The organism is Owariibacterium komagatae (genome assembly GCF_045865535.1).
In the GTDB taxonomy this organism is placed as follows: domain Bacteria; phylum Bacillota; class Clostridia; order Oscillospirales; family Ruminococcaceae; genus Ruthenibacterium; species Ruthenibacterium komagatae.
The window spans coordinates 3,573,575-3,588,598 of sequence record NZ_AP031406.1 but is presented as its reverse complement, the minus strand read 5'-3'; the positions used below and the strand labels follow the sequence as shown (position 1 = coordinate 3,588,598).

At 49.8% G+C, this 15,024-nt stretch carries 14 protein-coding genes and 1 pseudogene; 3 read left to right on the top strand and 12 right to left on the bottom strand.

The window, feature by feature from the left end:
* Window positions 1-31 precede the first annotated feature (31 nt).
* The 12 genes and pseudogenes from ACKTS9_RS17900 to tnpA all read right to left on the bottom strand — a co-directional run bounded on the left by ACKTS9_RS17900 (window position 32) and on the right by tnpA (window position 11,496).
* A complete protein-coding gene (locus tag ACKTS9_RS17900; RefSeq protein WP_087241874.1) occupies window positions 32-1,513 on the bottom strand; it encodes an ABC transporter ATP-binding protein in 1,482 nt (493 codons plus the stop codon).
* Window positions 1,513-2,184, bottom strand: a complete 672-nt coding sequence (locus tag ACKTS9_RS17895; protein WP_242969724.1) for an energy-coupling factor transporter transmembrane component T family protein — start codon at window positions 2,182-2,184, stop codon at window positions 1,513-1,515. Before ACKTS9_RS17895 ends, ACKTS9_RS17900 begins: the two co-directional genes overlap by 1 nt.
* Before the next feature lie 9 nt (window positions 2,185-2,193).
* Window positions 2,194-2,799, bottom strand: a complete 606-nt coding sequence (locus ACKTS9_RS17890) for an MptD family putative ECF transporter S component (RefSeq protein ID WP_204889799.1) — start codon at window positions 2,797-2,799, stop codon at window positions 2,194-2,196.
* 107 nt (window positions 2,800-2,906) lie between these two features.
* Window positions 2,907-3,977, bottom strand: coding sequence for a helix-turn-helix domain-containing protein (locus ACKTS9_RS17885; protein WP_050006199.1), 1,071 nt, complete (start codon window positions 3,975-3,977; stop codon window positions 2,907-2,909).
* 122 nt (window positions 3,978-4,099) lie between these two features.
* Window positions 4,100-4,453: a TnpV protein gene (locus tag ACKTS9_RS17880; RefSeq protein ID WP_050006200.1), complete on the bottom strand. Its 354-nt coding sequence runs from the start codon at window positions 4,451-4,453 to the stop codon at window positions 4,100-4,102.
* A gap of 26 nt (window positions 4,454-4,479) precedes the next feature.
* Entirely contained in the window at window positions 4,480-6,360 is a 1,881-nt protein-coding gene (locus tag ACKTS9_RS17875; RefSeq protein WP_204889798.1) for a recombinase family protein, read from the bottom strand.
* A 92-nt stretch (window positions 6,361-6,452) separates the two neighbouring features.
* A pseudogene (locus tag ACKTS9_RS17870) lies at window positions 6,453-7,406 on the bottom strand (type IV secretory system conjugative DNA transfer family protein); the annotation flags it as partial.
* The gene (locus tag ACKTS9_RS17865; protein WP_349213970.1) at window positions 7,393-7,827 is read right to left on the bottom strand and encodes a PcfB family protein; all 435 of its coding nucleotides are present in this window, start codon (window positions 7,825-7,827) and stop codon (window positions 7,393-7,395) included. The pseudogene ACKTS9_RS17870 and the gene ACKTS9_RS17865, both read right to left, overlap by 14 nt.
* A 99-nt stretch (window positions 7,828-7,926) precedes the next feature.
* Window positions 7,927-8,640 (bottom strand): antirestriction protein ArdA, encoded by a 714-nt coding sequence (locus tag ACKTS9_RS17860; protein WP_349213966.1) that lies wholly within the window; start codon window positions 8,638-8,640, stop codon window positions 7,927-7,929.
* Window positions 8,640-8,981, bottom strand: coding sequence for a hypothetical protein (locus tag ACKTS9_RS17855; protein ID WP_050618702.1), 342 nt, complete (start codon window positions 8,979-8,981; stop codon window positions 8,640-8,642). The genes ACKTS9_RS17860 and ACKTS9_RS17855 overlap by 1 nt, the downstream gene beginning before the upstream one ends.
* 291 nt (window positions 8,982-9,272) lie before the next feature.
* Window positions 9,273-10,802 (bottom strand): ParB/RepB/Spo0J family partition protein, encoded by a 1,530-nt coding sequence (locus ACKTS9_RS17850; RefSeq protein WP_349213967.1) that lies wholly within the window; start codon window positions 10,800-10,802, stop codon window positions 9,273-9,275.
* A 229-nt stretch (window positions 10,803-11,031) separates the two neighbouring features.
* On the bottom strand, window positions 11,032-11,496 hold the full coding sequence (gene tnpA / locus ACKTS9_RS17845) for an IS200/IS605 family transposase (RefSeq protein WP_349215395.1): 465 nt from the start codon (window positions 11,494-11,496) through the stop codon (window positions 11,032-11,034).
* A gap of 361 nt (window positions 11,497-11,857) precedes the next feature.
* On the opposite strand from tnpA, the gene ACKTS9_RS17840 reads away from it, so the two are divergent.
* From ACKTS9_RS17840 to ACKTS9_RS17830, 3 genes are all read left to right on the top strand, one after another.
* Window positions 11,858-12,337, top strand: a complete 480-nt coding sequence (locus ACKTS9_RS17840; protein ID WP_349216038.1) for a DUF4358 domain-containing protein — start codon at window positions 11,858-11,860, stop codon at window positions 12,335-12,337.
* Between the two features lie 86 nt (window positions 12,338-12,423).
* Entirely contained in the window at window positions 12,424-13,830 is a 1,407-nt protein-coding gene (locus ACKTS9_RS17835; RefSeq protein WP_349216039.1) for an MBOAT family O-acyltransferase, read from the top strand.
* An 18-nt stretch (window positions 13,831-13,848) separates the two neighbouring features.
* The gene (locus ACKTS9_RS17830) at window positions 13,849-15,003 is read left to right on the top strand and encodes a DHHW family protein (protein WP_349216041.1); all 1,155 of its coding nucleotides are present in this window, start codon (window positions 13,849-13,851) and stop codon (window positions 15,001-15,003) included.
* Window positions 15,004-15,024: the final 21 nt, after the last annotated feature.

The window sequence follows — 15,024 nt, the reverse complement described above, 5'->3', positions numbered from 1 at the left end:
CAGAGCGTATCTATCCAATCAGACACATAATTCATTGACACATAAGGCAGGAATATAAGCGGGACAAATTTTCCTGTAACGGAAATGTTTCTACATGACCTTCATCAACGAAATGCAGAACCCGATTGCAAGTCATAGCGGCAAATTCATAATCGTGGGTAATGATTAAAATGGTCTTTCCTTTTTGCGCCAGAGCTTTCAAATGCTCCGATATTCTCATCATATTTTTGAAATCAAGACCGCTGGTAGGCTCATCCAAAATCAAAACGGGGGTATCTATCCAATCCGATACAGCGAGAGCGAGCCGTTGTTTCTGTCCGCCGGAAAGAGTAGCGGGATGCCGTTCTTTCCATTCAAACAAACCATATAGTTTTAGCAGATCATCGCGTTGCTCCTGGGTACTGCCTTTTCCGTTTAATAGCAGTTCTTCTTCTACGCTGTCCCCAAACAACTGGCAATCTGTATTTTGCATAACAAAGTAGGCAAAATTCTTCCTTTTGCCTTTAGATACCTTTGTCCCGTTATATATGACCTGACCCTCTTTTTCCTTTTGCATACCACAAAGAATATTCGACAAAGTAGTTTTTCCTATTCCGTTATGGCCTACAATCGCAATCAGGTCGCCAGCATACGCCCGAAAAGATATATCGTGGAAAACCGGATGTTTGCGATAGGAAAACGTCAAATCCTTTACCTCCAGCGTCATATCTTTTTCTTTTGTAGGGGGAATATCTACTTCAATATGGTGTAAATCTGCCGCCCGTATTCCTATGGCTCGTCTTTTTTCTTCTGGAATAGAGAGCAGTTCTCCCGCCGTCCATTCTTCTTTTATGCTCCCGTTTTCCATATAAAGAAAACGGTCTGCAAGGTCAGTAAGATAATAAAGCCGGTGTTCAGCAACAATGATTGTGTGGCCTTCCGCTTTTAGTCCACCCATCAAATTTTTAAGCGCCTCAACGGAATACATATCCAAATTGGCCGAAGGTTCATCAAACACATAAATTTCCGGGTCAACAGCATTGACGGAGGCCACCGCTATTTTCTGTTTTTCTCCGCTGGACATCGGATAAATTTCTTTCCCGCGCAGCATATCTCCGTTAATACGTTTGATCGCACTTGAAACCCGTCCATCCAGTTCTTCATACGGAACGCCATAGTTTTCACACCCGAACGCAATTTCATCCTCTGTAATACTGGCAAAAAACTGGCTCTTTGGATCTTGAAAGATTGAACCTACTTTTTTCCCGATTTCATACAGAGGATATTCCGATATGCTGCGTCCCAGCAGTGTGACTCGCCCTTTCAGCGTCCCTTCGTAAAATTGTTCAGCTAACCCGTTTATCAATCGTGTTAAAGTTGTCTTTCCGCAGCCGCTCCCTCCAGTCAGAACAAGGAACTCGCCCTTTTTTATATCGAGGCTGATATGATGGATACTTTCTGTTTCGGCTCCCGGATATTCAAAAGATACATCTTCAAACTGGATAACGGATCGCCTTGCTTTATCATTTACCATTATGCTACCGTCCTTTCCAGCACAAAATAGAGTGCGGTTACGCAAACAGCAACCACGCACATAATCCAATCTCTTTTTTGAAATTCTATCTTCCTGCGGCAGGTATGTTTTCCCGGATTGGAAATCCCCCTGCTTTCAGCAGAAGCTGCGAGTTCCTCAGCTATTCTGGATGAACGGAAAATAACAGGCGTAACAATATACTCCATTGCGTCCAGAGGATGTTTCCATGACAACAGCTTTCGCAGCCGAAGTGAGGCAAACACATCGGAAAATTCACTGCGCACAGTAGGGAAGAAACGCAACATGAAGGTTACGGGCAGGGCAATTCCATCAGGAGCGTGGATTTTTTTAAAAACTGCTACAACTTCTCCCGGCGGCATACCAATCACGGGCTGCGCAGCCATAACCATCATCAAAATACGCAGCACCATGAACAGGAACATTTCCGGCATAAGAATGGTAATGCCCTGTCCTCCTGAAAGCAGCCTTAACACGATAAAAACACCGCAGACGATTAGATATTTTATTGTCTGCCTGCCAAAGCCCTGAATAATCAAATACACGCTCAAAACGCCCAAAAGTGTGTATATCAAAATGTCGCTTGTGAGCACCGCCACAAGCGACATAGTGAGAACTATGACAAGCAATTTGGTCCGAAAATCAAATTTCATGCTCATAGTTTATTTAATCGCGCCACTCTTTCTGAAGTGCTTCACAATCAGTTTGTTGCTAATCATGCAGCCAAGGACGGCCAGGATAGCGGTGACAGCCAGGCTCAAAAGGACGTACTTCGGATCGGTGTAATACTGGGTCTGAACCTGAACCTGCTGCTCACTGACGCCGGTGGCAAGAAATGCGTCTTTGAAAAACCAAATTTCTGACATACCATGTGCAGCGCGAACCAATGCCGTGATTACCCACGAAATGGACACACGCTTAATGTCATGGTAGGCATCCTTTCCGCACATGGAAAGCTCTGCGATGATACCGCCGCCCAAAAACCACGGAATCATAAATGGCCCCATCATCAATCCGGCGATAATTGCCCACATGATATTGTAGACAAGAGCGGGGCCATGCTTGCCGACTTTCATGCACATATAAACATAGAACGGTGCGAGGATAAGTGCCGCACCTGCGGCGTTAAAAATCATGGAATAGAACAGTGAAGCGCCGGTCAGGGTCGAATAGACCATAAATACAACGAACATGACCGCACAGAAGATACCGATGATTGCCGCGTCTTTGACAGTGTACTTGTTACCTGTCGATTTTTCATTTCCCATTTGGAAATCCTCCTTTGTCTTTCAGAAAGTTAGCACTATCTAACCAGCTACTCAAAAAATAGGCCAGCTTCAAGCGTTCTTTCTGCTTTTATCTGACAAAGGATAGTTTAATATAGCTCAGACTTCTTCGCCACTCCATACGGACCGTTTCTATCCAAACGGACACTCTTTCTGAACTCTGTTGGAGAACTGCCATACATTTCCTTGAAGGCAGAAGTAAATTTGTTCGGATTTTCATATCCGATTTTGCTTGCAATCTCCGTCACCGGTAACTCTGTCTCAAGCAGCAGCTTTTGAGCAACTTGAAGCCGATAGGTGCGAAGGTAGGAATAAACAGAGGTTCCGTAAACTCCCCGGAAACATTTTTTCAACGCAGTTGTAGAAATCTTAAATTTTTGAGAAAGCTGCTCAATCGTGTGGTGTGTCGTTAAATCTTCCGTGATATATGACGCTACGGCCTTAATCAATGCAACTTGATTTTGATTGTAATAATCCGTCTGCAAAACTTCTTCTGCTGTATTGAGATCGCTTAAAAAAAGGAGCAGTTCCAGCATTTTAATTTTCATGTATCCCGGTTTTCTTTTTTCCCGGACATGATAGAGCTCTGAAAAAATATGTTCAATAGACGGGTTCGCCCGCATAATGCAGCAGCGGTTTCCTTCGCATATATATTTTTGTATGTAGTGCAGATCAATATTTAGCAGTTCCATAATCCGCCGTACCTCCGGCAACAACTCATCCAAATTGATGATAATGGAAATGCCGTGATAGTGGTTCAGGGGAAAACACGAGTTTGACTTTCTCTTCATCATAGAACTGATAGACAAGTCACCTTCCGCCATATAGCAACAGCTATTTTCACCAAAACTACACTCAAATCGCCCGATTAAACAATGGTTGATCTCTATCATGTTTTTTGCGGTAGCCTGGTTTTGGTTGCAATATCCTATGTGCATATCGTTGTAGTAAAGCTCAATACCCGGAAAAACCTGATAAACAGTAATCCGTCCATATCCCGTTTCATTCGACAGCCTGAATATTTTACAGTCCTGACACAATTCGTCTTTGGCTTCTTCCGGGGAACCATATAGTTTCATTCCCTCAAATTTATCTGGCAATTCTGACTGTGATAAAATCTCAATCGCGCCAGAGAGTGTTTGTTTGTCATAGGCAAGCACTTCCTACGCCTCCCTTCGGTTTGATGTGGCTAACCATTTTCAGTATAGGCGCGATAACGAGTGATGTCAAATGTTTTTCTGGCAAAAAGAAACAGAGGAAAATCCTCTGTTTCCGGATAGTGTTAGGTATAAATCAATTCTTGAAAAATAACTTCCTCCGCCTGTGCTTTCAGCGTGTTCATCAGCCCCACCCAGCGCATGGAGTCACGGGCTTTCAGTTCTTCGGTGACGCCCGCCGCTTCCATCATACGGGGCAGCATGGCGTCCATCCGTTCACGCGCCTCCCGGTCAATCTCCAACAGGTGCGGGTACAGCTTTTCGCTCAAAATCAAGCTGCTGTAAAGGCCGGGCCGGTGTTCCTTCAGGTAGCGTTGCCGCATACGGCCATACTTGCCAATGGGGGCCTCCGGCTGCTCGGAAAGTTTCAGGTCGGGGATGTAGTAATCTCCGCAGCGGGTGTAAGTCAATTTGCTCATGTTCATCCTCCTTTGCACTGTGACGGTTAAACTGCGGCGCTGGCCGGTAAAGCGGCCTTGCGCGGCTCCTGCCTGGGTAACTGGCTGACGGGGATAAAAACGCCCTTTTCCATGTCCTCGGCCCGGATCGCGGCCTTTGTTGCCTCCACCTGGGCCCTGCGCTTGGCGTTGTAGCGTTCTTCCCATTCCTTCTGTTTGCCATTGGCCTTGCGGCGCAAGTAGTTCTGGTGAAGCCTGTCTTTGCGTTCCTCCTTCTTCCGCAGTTCTTCCTGTTCCTCCGGGGTCAGGGGAACCGGCTGCAAGGCGGGCGGGATATACCGGCCCACAAAGTTGAAGTAGATTTCAACCTCCTGCGTGGTATCCTGGCTGCCTTTCCGGGCGCGCTCATGGACAAGGATTTTCTCTACAAACTCGTTGAGCATGGTGTTTGTCAGCGTGTCGAAGTTCTCGTACTTATCAATCAGGGCAATAAACTTCTCCGCAGATTTCCGGCTCTGCTCATAGCCGGTAACGGCCTTTTCCAGTTCCGTGATTTCCGCATGGAGAGCGTCCTGCTCTTTGGCATACTGTGCGTCCAGGGCCTCATACCGGGCGTCCGGCAGCTTACCCAAGGCGTTGTCCTCATAGATTTTACAAATCAGCTTTTCCAGTTCCCCAGCCCGCTTTTGGGCGGCGGCCAGCCGTTTCCGCTTTTTGGATATGTCGGCGGTTTGCTGGGCGGCCTGCGTTTCCTGGACGGTGCGGATAAACTCGGCCCGGTCATTTTTGGAATACTCCGCGATGGCCCGGAGCATATCGGTTATCAGGGTCAGGACGGCCTCGGCCCGGATGCGGTGCTGTGTGGGGCAAAGGGCGCCGATAGGGTACTTGCTGTACTGGCTGCAAGTAAACTGTGGGTCACGCTTGCCGTTATTGACGCGATGGACATACATCTTGCCGCCGCAGTCGGCGCAGTACATCAGGCCGGTCAAAGGGTGGGCCTCGCCCCAGCCGTCCGGGTAGCGCCGGACATTCGCCCGGATGCGCTGCACATTGTCAAAGGTTTCCTGGTCGATGATGGCCTCATGGGTATTCTCGAAAATCGTCCACTCGCTTTCGTCAACATAGTGGCTTTTCTTGTCCTTGAAGTGCTTGCGGGTCTTGAAATTGATAGTATGGCCCAGGTATTCCCGCTTTTTTAGGATGTTCACAATGGTGGACGATCCCCAGCCGTAGGGGTCTTTGACCGGCTTTGACCTGTTTACGCCCTCGTGAAAGCGGGCCAGATGGACAGCGGGGATTTCAACCTTTGCCTCGGACAGCAGCTTGGAGATTTGATAGGGGCCGTAGCCCTCCATCGTCAGGGAAAAGATGCGGCGTACCACTTCGGCGGCTTCTTCGTCAACAAGCCAGTGTTCCCGCTTCTCGTCCCACAGGTAGCCGTAAATGACAGTGCCGGTCAGGTGCTTGCCGCTCATGCCCTTGGACTTGAACACGGAGCGGATTTTCCGGCTGGTGTCGCGGGCATAAAACTCGTTCATGATGTTGCGGAACGGGGTAAAATCATCATCGCCTTTCAGACTGTCTACACCGTCATTGATAGCGATCAGCCGGACGCCGCGCTGCCGCAAAATCTCCATGACCTGGCCGACTTTCAGATAGTCACGCCCCAGGCGGCTCATGTCTTTGATAACAATGGCCTCCACTCGTCCGGCCTCGACTTCCTCCATCATCGCCAGAAAGCCGGGACGGTCAAAACGGGTTCCCGATACGCCGTCATCGGTGAAGTGAGTGGGGTTCGGCAGCCCGTTCCGGCGGGCAAATTCCTCTAACATCTGCTTTTGATGGCTTATGGAGTTGCTCTCGCCCTGTAACTCATCATCGCGGCTCAAACGCTCATACAGTGGGGTGATTTTCTCGTTTCTCATGGCTGTACCTCCTCGAAATGAAAATGCTCTAAGTGACTGCTTCACTAACCATGACAAAAACCATGATTAAGAAGTCACTTAGAGCATACATCTCCGCTTGCCAGCTTATATTTCTTGTACTGCTTCACGGCAAAACAATCCGGTTTGCGCTTTTCCAGGCCCTTAAACATATAGTCCACCGCGTTCATATAGGACTCGTCATCCTCTTTCACGTCCATGCCGGAAATCATATCCACCAGGGTATTGATGTTCCGATCCTCGGCGGGTGCCTCGAAAATGATATAGGCAATCAGGGCGCAGTACAAAAGCGTTTCCGCTTTCGTCCAAAATGGATCGCCCTCCTTGCCCTCGCCTTTGGTGTTGGCTATGAGGGTATCCACGAATTTGAGGATGTCCGCCTCGTTGTGGATGTAGGACAGCGGATTGTAGTGCATGGATTTTGAAAAATCTATGCTGTTGAACACTTTGACCTGATACCCCCGGCGTTGCAGGAAAGCCCCCACCTGGGAGAGCACCCCGCCTTTCGGATCGACGCACACATAAGAGCTGTGCGCCTGGAGCAGCTGGGGCGTGAGCCAGAAACGGGTTTTGCCGGAGCCGGACGAGCCGATGATACAGGCGTTGAGGTTGCGGGCGTTGGCGGGATTTTTGGGCCGGGTGTTCATAGTGAGAAACTCTGTCCTTGTCAAAATGACGTTGTTCTCAAACTTCGGATCGACAAAGGGCTTGATGTCTTTTTCGGTGCCCCAACGGGCCGACCCGTATTCCTCATCCCGCCGAAATTTCTTTGCGTTCTTGCTTTTGAAGTAGATCAGCAGGCGAAACCCCACCGCGCCAACAATACCGATGAGCCAGTCAAAGGGGGCCAGCCCCGGCGCAAAGTCGGCAAAGGCCGGGCCGATGCTCTGCCCCAGGCCCATGAGCTTGTGAGCAAAGTCTGCTCCAGGGGCCAGGCGATAGGCTGTCCCCAGCTTTAGGCAGGCCCACAGAATAAACAGGTACGGGATATTGGGTATCACATACTTTTTGACGCTATCTGTCCTCATGCACCGCCTCCCTTGCACGTTCTTTCTTGTGGGACGGATGGCGGGCCAGTTCAGCGGCAGCCCGTTTGAGCTGTTCCCGGATGGGAACACGCTGGGACTTGGAACGCTTCAACACGCGCCGGGAATATTCCGAAAAGCAAGCGGTGATGGCGTCGGTCTGCCCGCTCTTGAAAAACAACAGGTATTTGTCCGGCCCGGTCTTATAAAAGGCATAGTCCACATTCCAGCGCCGGGCCACCCGGTCAAAGTCCTTTGGGGACTCCACCTCGATGCTGTTCGTGGCGGCCCCGTGGCCCATAAGCTGGCGCACCGTCTGTTTTCCGTGGGGTGTCTGGCGGGCCCGGTACGTTTTCTTAATCTTCCGGCCCACCGCCAGACACGCCTGGGCCAGCACTCGGCCCGTGAGCTTTGTTGCCTTGATGGAAACTGCTATGGTACGTCTGGAAACGTCCTCGTCAATCAGCCGTATCCCTCCTTTCCATGAAAAAAGCACCTCTGGACAAAACGTCCAGAAGTGCCGCTACCGCCCCTCGTGTTCCTTTTGGGTGATTTTCCGATAGCCCTCCAGGGAAGAGCCGTCAATAATTTCTTTGTAGGCCGCCATCTGCTCCCGCACCGAGAGCTGCGGAAAAGCGAAAACCTTGTGCTCGGCGGGAATGTCCTCGATCCCGTGGTAGTGCTCGATGAATTTGCCGCCGTTGTTCAGCACATAGCCGCCGGGGGCAAAGTGACCGTCCTCGTTGATCCGAATGTCCCTCCCGTATGCTTCATAATCGAAGTAAGGGAGCAGGTGCTCCGGCACGTCAATGGCCTCCATGTCCTCCACATAGATGCGGCCCAGGGTTTCATCGTCCCCCACACCGGGATAAAATTCGTAGCAGTCCAGGTTTTGCGCCAGATTGATAAGATCAGCCACACTGGAAGTATGTTCGCCGCTGTCAATGACGGCCTCAAATTTCTCCAGCTCACCTTGATCCAGTTCGGAGAGCAGACAGGCCAGATAATTGAGCTCGTCCAGGTTTTCATATTCTGTGAGATAGTCGTAGAGCCCCAGCACATCACCGTCAAAACTGGTTATGAAAAATTCCTCATAACGTACCCCGTCCACACCGATCCGCTTCAAAAGGGCCTGTACTTCTTCGGTAGTCGTGGGGAATTTCAGCGTTTCGCCAACCAGCTCACCCTCGTTGTACTTTCCCAGGTTGGTGATGTAGGCTTCAAACAGGGACGCCATCAGCACCGCCCCTGGCCCTTGACGGTCAGGATGCCCTCAAGGGTAGTCGCGGTGATCCCCAGGCGCTGGGCCACGGCAATATCATTTTTCATGGCCTCGGTCACGGAATGGCCGCACACCACCAGCACACGGGAGCGCCGGAGCAGATCGCGGCCCATGTCGATGCCGTTCTTGTGCTCCTCCGGCACCGCGTCATTGAGGAACAACGGCAGATAGAGCATAGGGCAGATGGGGGAATAGCCCGCATCGTAGACCACGCGGCAGTAATGCGCCGCCTGCTCCATATCCACCGCAGGATCACCGCGCCACGCAGCGGTGATATAAGCAAGGGATCGTTTCATTATCACACCTCCGATATTTATATAGGTAGTTCAACCCTATCCCCCCGCCCTTTCCCATTCATGGGAAAGGGGGCGGCTCTGGAGGATATACCCCCGCCGCCTTGCCGGAAATAGCACAGCCGGACCAGGCCGTCAAGGGCAAGCCGCCGCAAACGGCGGGCGTTCCGCCCCTTGACGGCCCGTTCCCGGCTGCGCTGCAAAATATCCGGCGACGGGGGATATATCACCACAGAGCCCATCCCCGGCGCGGGGAGTTCACCTCTGGACAAAATGTCCAGAAGCGGGGCCCGGTTACTTCTCCAAGTCCTTTTTCCTGTCCGGCTGCGCCAGTTCGGGCGGCTGTTTCTCTTTCCACTCGTCCAGCAGCGCCATGATCTGCTCTTTCATTTTGGCAGGAGTGACCTCCTTACCGAAATACTTAGACAGTTCAGCAGTCGAAATAATCACACCGCGCTCCTCCTTTTTTTCTTCACTCAAAATGCCGTCGATCACATCGCCGTTGAGCTTGCTCTCCTTGTCCAGCTCGTGGAGCCGCTTCGCTTGGGCCACCGAGGGGGAGGACTGCTCCCCATCAATGGAAACGGCAATCAGCCGCTGGTTTTCCGGCCTGATATACGAGATCTCCACCGCAGGCATAAAACCCATCTGCTTTGTGTCCACCTTGTCCAGAAGCTCCGGCACCAGGGAGTTGAGCCGGATATACCGCATGACCTTTTTATAGTTCATGTCGTGTTCCTTACCCACAATCTCCACCGAGAGCTTACCCAGGGCCTCTGCCTCTTTCTCACTTTTCGGGCGGGCCCCCTGGCGTTTAATGGCCTCCACCTCCAAATCCAGCAGCTTTGCCAGTTCGCTGGGGAGAGGATCGCCCCGCTGCTTGTTGCTGTTCCGCATTTCCCGGACAGCTTCAAGATCGGTCATTTCCCGGACGATGCAGGGCATTTCCTCCAGCCCGGCCCGTGTACCACCGTGATGGCGGCGGTGGCCCGCGATAATCTCATAGCCCTTGCCGTCTTTTTCCGGGCGGACGGTGGCAGGGGTCATAATGCCGTGTTCCTTGATTGTCCCCACCAGATCGTCCATCGCCTTATCGTCCTGCACCTTGTAGGGGTGCTCCCGGAACGTATGGAACGGGTGAAGCTCCGCCATTTTCAGATAGACGATTTTTCCCTCTTCCACCGGGCGGGGCGGCACGTCAGGCGTGGGCGGCAGATTGATCTCCGGCGGGACTGCCGCCTCCTTGACGGGAGCGGCCTTGTCCGGCTTTACCGCCTTAGCGGGTTTAGACACAGGCGCACCGCCGGAACCCGTTTCCTTGCCCTTGTCAGCTTTCTTACCTCTGGACACTTTGTCCCGAACAGCGGGCGGGGCCTCATCACGGGCCGCCTTGTCAACCTTAGACGGGCGGCCTGTGCGGGGCTCCGCCGCTTTCTCCTTTTTCCCCGCAGACACCGCAGCCTGCTCTTTCGGGGGACGGCCCCGGCGCTTTTTCGGCTTATCCGCCTCCGGCGCTTTCTTTTCCGGGGCGGTAGTAGAAGCCTCCTTGCCGTCCTTATCAGCGGCCTGGATGTCCGAAAGGTTGATCACCTTGCCGGACGGGGCGGGTGTATCTTCGCCCATGCCGGGAAGAACAGTCTGCTGTGTGTGCTTGTCGGCTGACGGCGGATCGGGCTCCACATGATCGGGGGCCGCTTTATCTTCACCAGAAACAGCAGGAGCATTATCTTCCTCCAGCGGTGGCAGATCACCCTGGCCGGGCGGGGATTGGGTTTCTGGGGTCTTATTTTCCTCCGGGCCCATGTTCACTTTTTCATCGGCCATTTGCTAACCTCCTTTTTGATGGAATGAAAAAAGGCCAGACCTCCCGGCCTGACCAGCAAAAATAACTCCCCCTTTCATTTTCAATTTGAAATCAGCATCACTCCTTTCCAAAACCAGGCCATAAAAGTAACCCACCAGCGAAGCTGGTGGTTCTTCAGAAGCGGGCAAAGCCCTAAAATACTAGCCACGCCTAAAGGCGTTGGTACGGTCTGCCACCTGCGAAAGAATATTACTTGCTACCCGTAAACGGGTCTATGTATTCTTTAAGGGTCATCTGATCCTCAATCTGATCTTCTTTGAGTTGGTTTTGGATATACTCCGCAATCTTCTTTGCGTTCTTACCTGCTGTATCGACATAGTATCCACGGCACCAAAACTGCCTGTTTCCATATTTGTACTTCAAATTGGAATGTCTCTCGAAAATGATCAGACTGCTTTTCCCCTTGAGAAAACCTACGAAACTGGATACACTCATCTTAGGCGGTATTTCCACCAGCATGTGGATATGATCCGGACACACTTCCGCCTCTACTATTTTCACTTGTTTCCAATTGCATAATTCTCTCAATATCTTCCCTATTTCCACACGGTTTTCTTTGTAAAAGATTTTTCTGCGATACTTCGGCGCAAATACTATGTGATATTTGCAGTTCCATGTTGTATGTGCTAAACTATTCTTGTCATTAGGCGTCATGCCTTTTGTCCTCCTTTTGATACTTTAGTGCAGTTGGCAGACCGCATCTTTATTGTATCAAAAGGAGTTTTTATTTCCTATGCAACGCTAAAGCTTTTTGAGAACTCCCCGGCACAGCCGGGGGTTTTCGGTAAACAAAAAAACGTCGCTTTTCACAAAGAAACAGCGACGTTTTAGTGTAGGTTGGCTCGATTTTTGTTGTGATTTATGATTATGCCTTTGTAAAGAAACCTAATCCTTTCATCGTATAAAAAGCGCGAAACGGATCATACTCTGGAAAAGGCCTTGCAAATATCCTCAAAGTCATGTACAATAACACTAACTTGCTTTTATTACTTTATTTATAAAGAGAGGGCTTAAAATGAAACGTTTCTTTGCTGTTTTGAGTGTACTCTGCCTTTGCGCTGGACTTTTTGCCGCTTGCGGTGGGTCTTCCGCTTCTTACAATGTTGCGGATGTTGCCAGCGCAGTTGAGAGCGTTTGTAATATTGAAAATCCCAAAGAAATCGAGCAGGATGATTTGATTTATACGATGAACCTGACCGAAGAAGATTTTGTGGAGTTTGCCGGTCAGCAGACACTGACGAACGGAAAACCCGGAACGGTACTGGTTGTGAAAGCCGCCGAGGGGAAAGCAGACACTGTAAAAACCCAGCTGGAGGCTTATCGGGATGGCATCGTTGCCACTTGGGAAAATTACAAAGACGATTTTCCCATCGGATATGAACAGACGCAAAACGGCCGTGTTGTCGTAAAGGGCGATTATGTGGTTCTCGCCATTGCCGGCGAAGGAGTGGATTACTCCGCAGTGGATACGGCGATTGATGAAGCATTGAAATAAGCGTGCATCCTGGAAAGCCGGTACCTCCTGTACCGGCTTTCTTTTTGAGCTGTCTCTCGGATTCAAAAATAGAAGGAGTTTCTCTCATGGTCTTTAGTACGATTCTGTTCGTATTTCGCTTTCTTCCCATCACGCTGGCACTTTACTACCTTGCCCCTGCCAAATGGAAAAATACCGTCTTGTTTTTATGCAGTCTGATTTTTTATTCCTGGGGCGAAGTTCGTCTGTTTCCCGTTATGGCTGTCGCCATTCTAATCAACTATACTGCCGGCCTGGGGCTGGAACGTTTCGGGCACAGCCGCAAGGCGCGCACAGGCTTTTTGCTTTACAGTATTATCGGCAGTCTCGGTATGCTGATTTTTTTCAAATATACAGACTTTTTCATTCAAAACATCAATGCTATTACCGGCCTTGGAATTCCCCTGCTGAAGCTGACCTTACCTCTTGGGATCAGCTTCTATACCTTCCAAACTATGAGTTATTCCATTGATGTTTATCGCGGAGATGTAAAAGCAGAGCACAACCTCATCGATTTTGGCGCTTATGTGGTTATGTTCCCGCAGCTGATTGCCGGGCCCATCGTCAAATATCGAGATGTGTCGGACCGTCTTCATGTACTGCACGGACGCGTTACATTGGATCGCATCGATGAGGGAATTTCCTTGTTCATCTTCGGCCTTGCCAAAAAAGTTCTGCTCGCGGATGGAATCAGCAAACTTTGGTACGATATTGTGGGGCAATCCTCTTCTGACAGTGTGATTGGTCTTGCCAATGCCTCTACATCGCTTGTCTGGCTTGGTCTTCTTGCCTATTCACTGCAGATTTATTTCGATTTTTCGGGATATTCCATGATGGGAATCGGAATGGGCAAAATGCTCGGGTTTGATTTCCCGCCAAACTTCGATCTTCCCTATATCTCCCGCAGCATTACCGAATTCTGGCGTCGTTGGCATATGACCCTTTCCGGCTGGTTCCGTGAATACGTCTATATTCCTCTCGGCGGCAATCGGAAAGGGCTGAAACGCCAACTGATCAACATTGCCATCGTCTGGTTTTTGACCGGATTTTGGCACGGCGCCAACTGGAACTTTATTTTCTGGGGTTTGTATTATTGCATTCTGCTGATGATTGAAAAAATCTGGCTGCTCCCCCACTTAAAAAAGGGACGTATCTGGCCGCACCTTTACACGATGTTGTTGGTCGTAATTGGTTGGGCACTGTTCGTCGGAAGCGATTATGGCGTATCTCTTTCTTTGCTGCTTGAAAAGATGTTTATTCCATCCGGTGGTGTGTCGGCGCTTTATTATCTGCGAAACTATGGTGTTCTTCTGTTGGTATGTATCCTGTGCTGCACACCGATCACTCTGAAAATCTACGAACGCCTGAAGCGGAACACCCTGCTTCGCGGCATCGTACTTGGAATTATCTTCATTGTAACCATTGCCTACATGGTGGACGCTACCAACAGTCCATTCCTCTATTTCCGATTCTGATGAAGGAGAAAAACACCCATGAACATTGTTAAAAAGCTGCAGCAGTATCCCATTGTGTTTCTGTTTTTGGCTTTTCTAATGGGGTTTGCCATTTTGGATGAGTTTTGGCCCAAGCGGGAATATTCCGAACTTGAAAACCGAAAATTGGAGCAACGCCCTTCTTTTTCCATCGAAAGTGTGCTTGCGAAAGATCCTACGCAAACCTGGATGTCCAAGTATGACACTTATACCAAAGACCAAATCGCTTTTCGCGACAGCTGGATTGATTTGAAAAGCCGCATGGAAACATTGTTTCTGAAAACCGAAAACAACGGTGTATGGCTTGGAAAAGAGCACTATCTGTTTGCCAAATTTGTTTCTTTGGGGGAAAGCACTCGTTTTTACCAAAACATGGATGCCATTCAAAAGCTCTGTGAACGCCATCCCAACATGGTGGATGTGATGATCGTCCCGTCTGCAAGTCTGATTCTGGAGGAGAAACTCCCCTTTGATGTTCCTGTAATTGACGAAGACGCCTATTTAGACGAATTATCCGCTCGTCTCACGGGTCTGGCAACCATTTACGATGAACGTGCCACGCTGCGTTCTCACAAAGATGAATATATCTATTATCGAACAGATCATCACTGGACGGATACCGGAGCATATTACGCGTATTCTGACTATGTATCCGGCCAGGGTCTGACGCCTGTTTCCCACGATTCTGTCCCACTTGTCACTGTGGACGATTTCTATGGAACAAACTATTCCAAAGCACGCACCTACAATGCATTGCCGGATGTAATCACCTATCCGGATTTTGATAATGTGCTGACTGTTCACAACTATGATCCCGCCGGAAACGAAACCACTCAAGAGGGTCCTCTTTACGACACTTCCGCCTTCGACACTCGTGATAAGTATAAAGCGTTTTTGCGCGGAAACAACGGGTTCTCCACCATTGAGGGAGACGGCGAAGGAAGTATTCTTGTGGTTAAAGACAGTTATGCCAATAGTTTTATTCCCTATCTCACTCAAAATTACAAAAACATCGGTATTGTCGATTTTCGTGCCAACAATGAAAAAATTGATACCATTTTGGAACGCGGCGGATATGACCGAATCCTGATTTTGTACAGTTTTCAGGGTTTTGCCTCTGATATGTATCTTGCCGGTCGGATTGCGATTGCATAAAAAGAATCCCGGAGCCATAGC

Excerpts from the sequence above, each read along its gene's own strand:
- ACKTS9_RS17900 (WP_087241874.1), bottom strand. The coding sequence starts at position 1,513 with ATGGTAAATGATAAAGCAAGGCGATCCGTTATCCAGTTTGAAGATGTA.
- ACKTS9_RS17895 (WP_242969724.1), bottom strand. The coding sequence starts at position 2,184 with ATGAAATTTGATTTTCGGACCAAATTGCTTGTCATAGTTCTCACTATG.
- ACKTS9_RS17890 (WP_204889799.1), bottom strand. The coding sequence starts at position 2,799 with ATGGGAAATGAAAAATCGACAGGTAACAAGTACACTGTCAAAGACGCG.
- ACKTS9_RS17880 (WP_050006200.1), bottom strand. The coding sequence starts at position 4,453 with ATGAGCAAATTGACTTACACCCGCTGCGGAGATTACTACATCCCCGAC.
- ACKTS9_RS17875 (WP_204889798.1), bottom strand. The coding sequence starts at position 6,360 with ATGAGAAACGAGAAAATCACCCCACTGTATGAGCGTTTGAGCCGCGAT.
- ACKTS9_RS17860 (WP_349213966.1), bottom strand. The coding sequence starts at position 8,640 with ATGGCGTCCCTGTTTGAAGCCTACATCACCAACCTGGGAAAGTACAAC.
- ACKTS9_RS17855 (WP_050618702.1), bottom strand. The coding sequence starts at position 8,981 with ATGAAACGATCCCTTGCTTATATCACCGCTGCGTGGCGCGGTGATCCT.
- ACKTS9_RS17850 (WP_349213967.1), bottom strand. The coding sequence starts at position 10,802 with ATGGCCGATGAAAAAGTGAACATGGGCCCGGAGGAAAATAAGACCCCA.
- tnpA (WP_349215395.1), bottom strand. The coding sequence starts at position 11,496 with ATGACGCCTAATGACAAGAATAGTTTAGCACATACAACATGGAACTGC.
- ACKTS9_RS17840 (WP_349216038.1), top strand. The coding sequence starts at position 11,858 with ATGAAACGTTTCTTTGCTGTTTTGAGTGTACTCTGCCTTTGCGCTGGA.
- ACKTS9_RS17835 (WP_349216039.1), top strand. The coding sequence starts at position 12,424 with ATGGTCTTTAGTACGATTCTGTTCGTATTTCGCTTTCTTCCCATCACG.
- ACKTS9_RS17830 (WP_349216041.1), top strand. The coding sequence starts at position 13,849 with ATGAACATTGTTAAAAAGCTGCAGCAGTATCCCATTGTGTTTCTGTTT.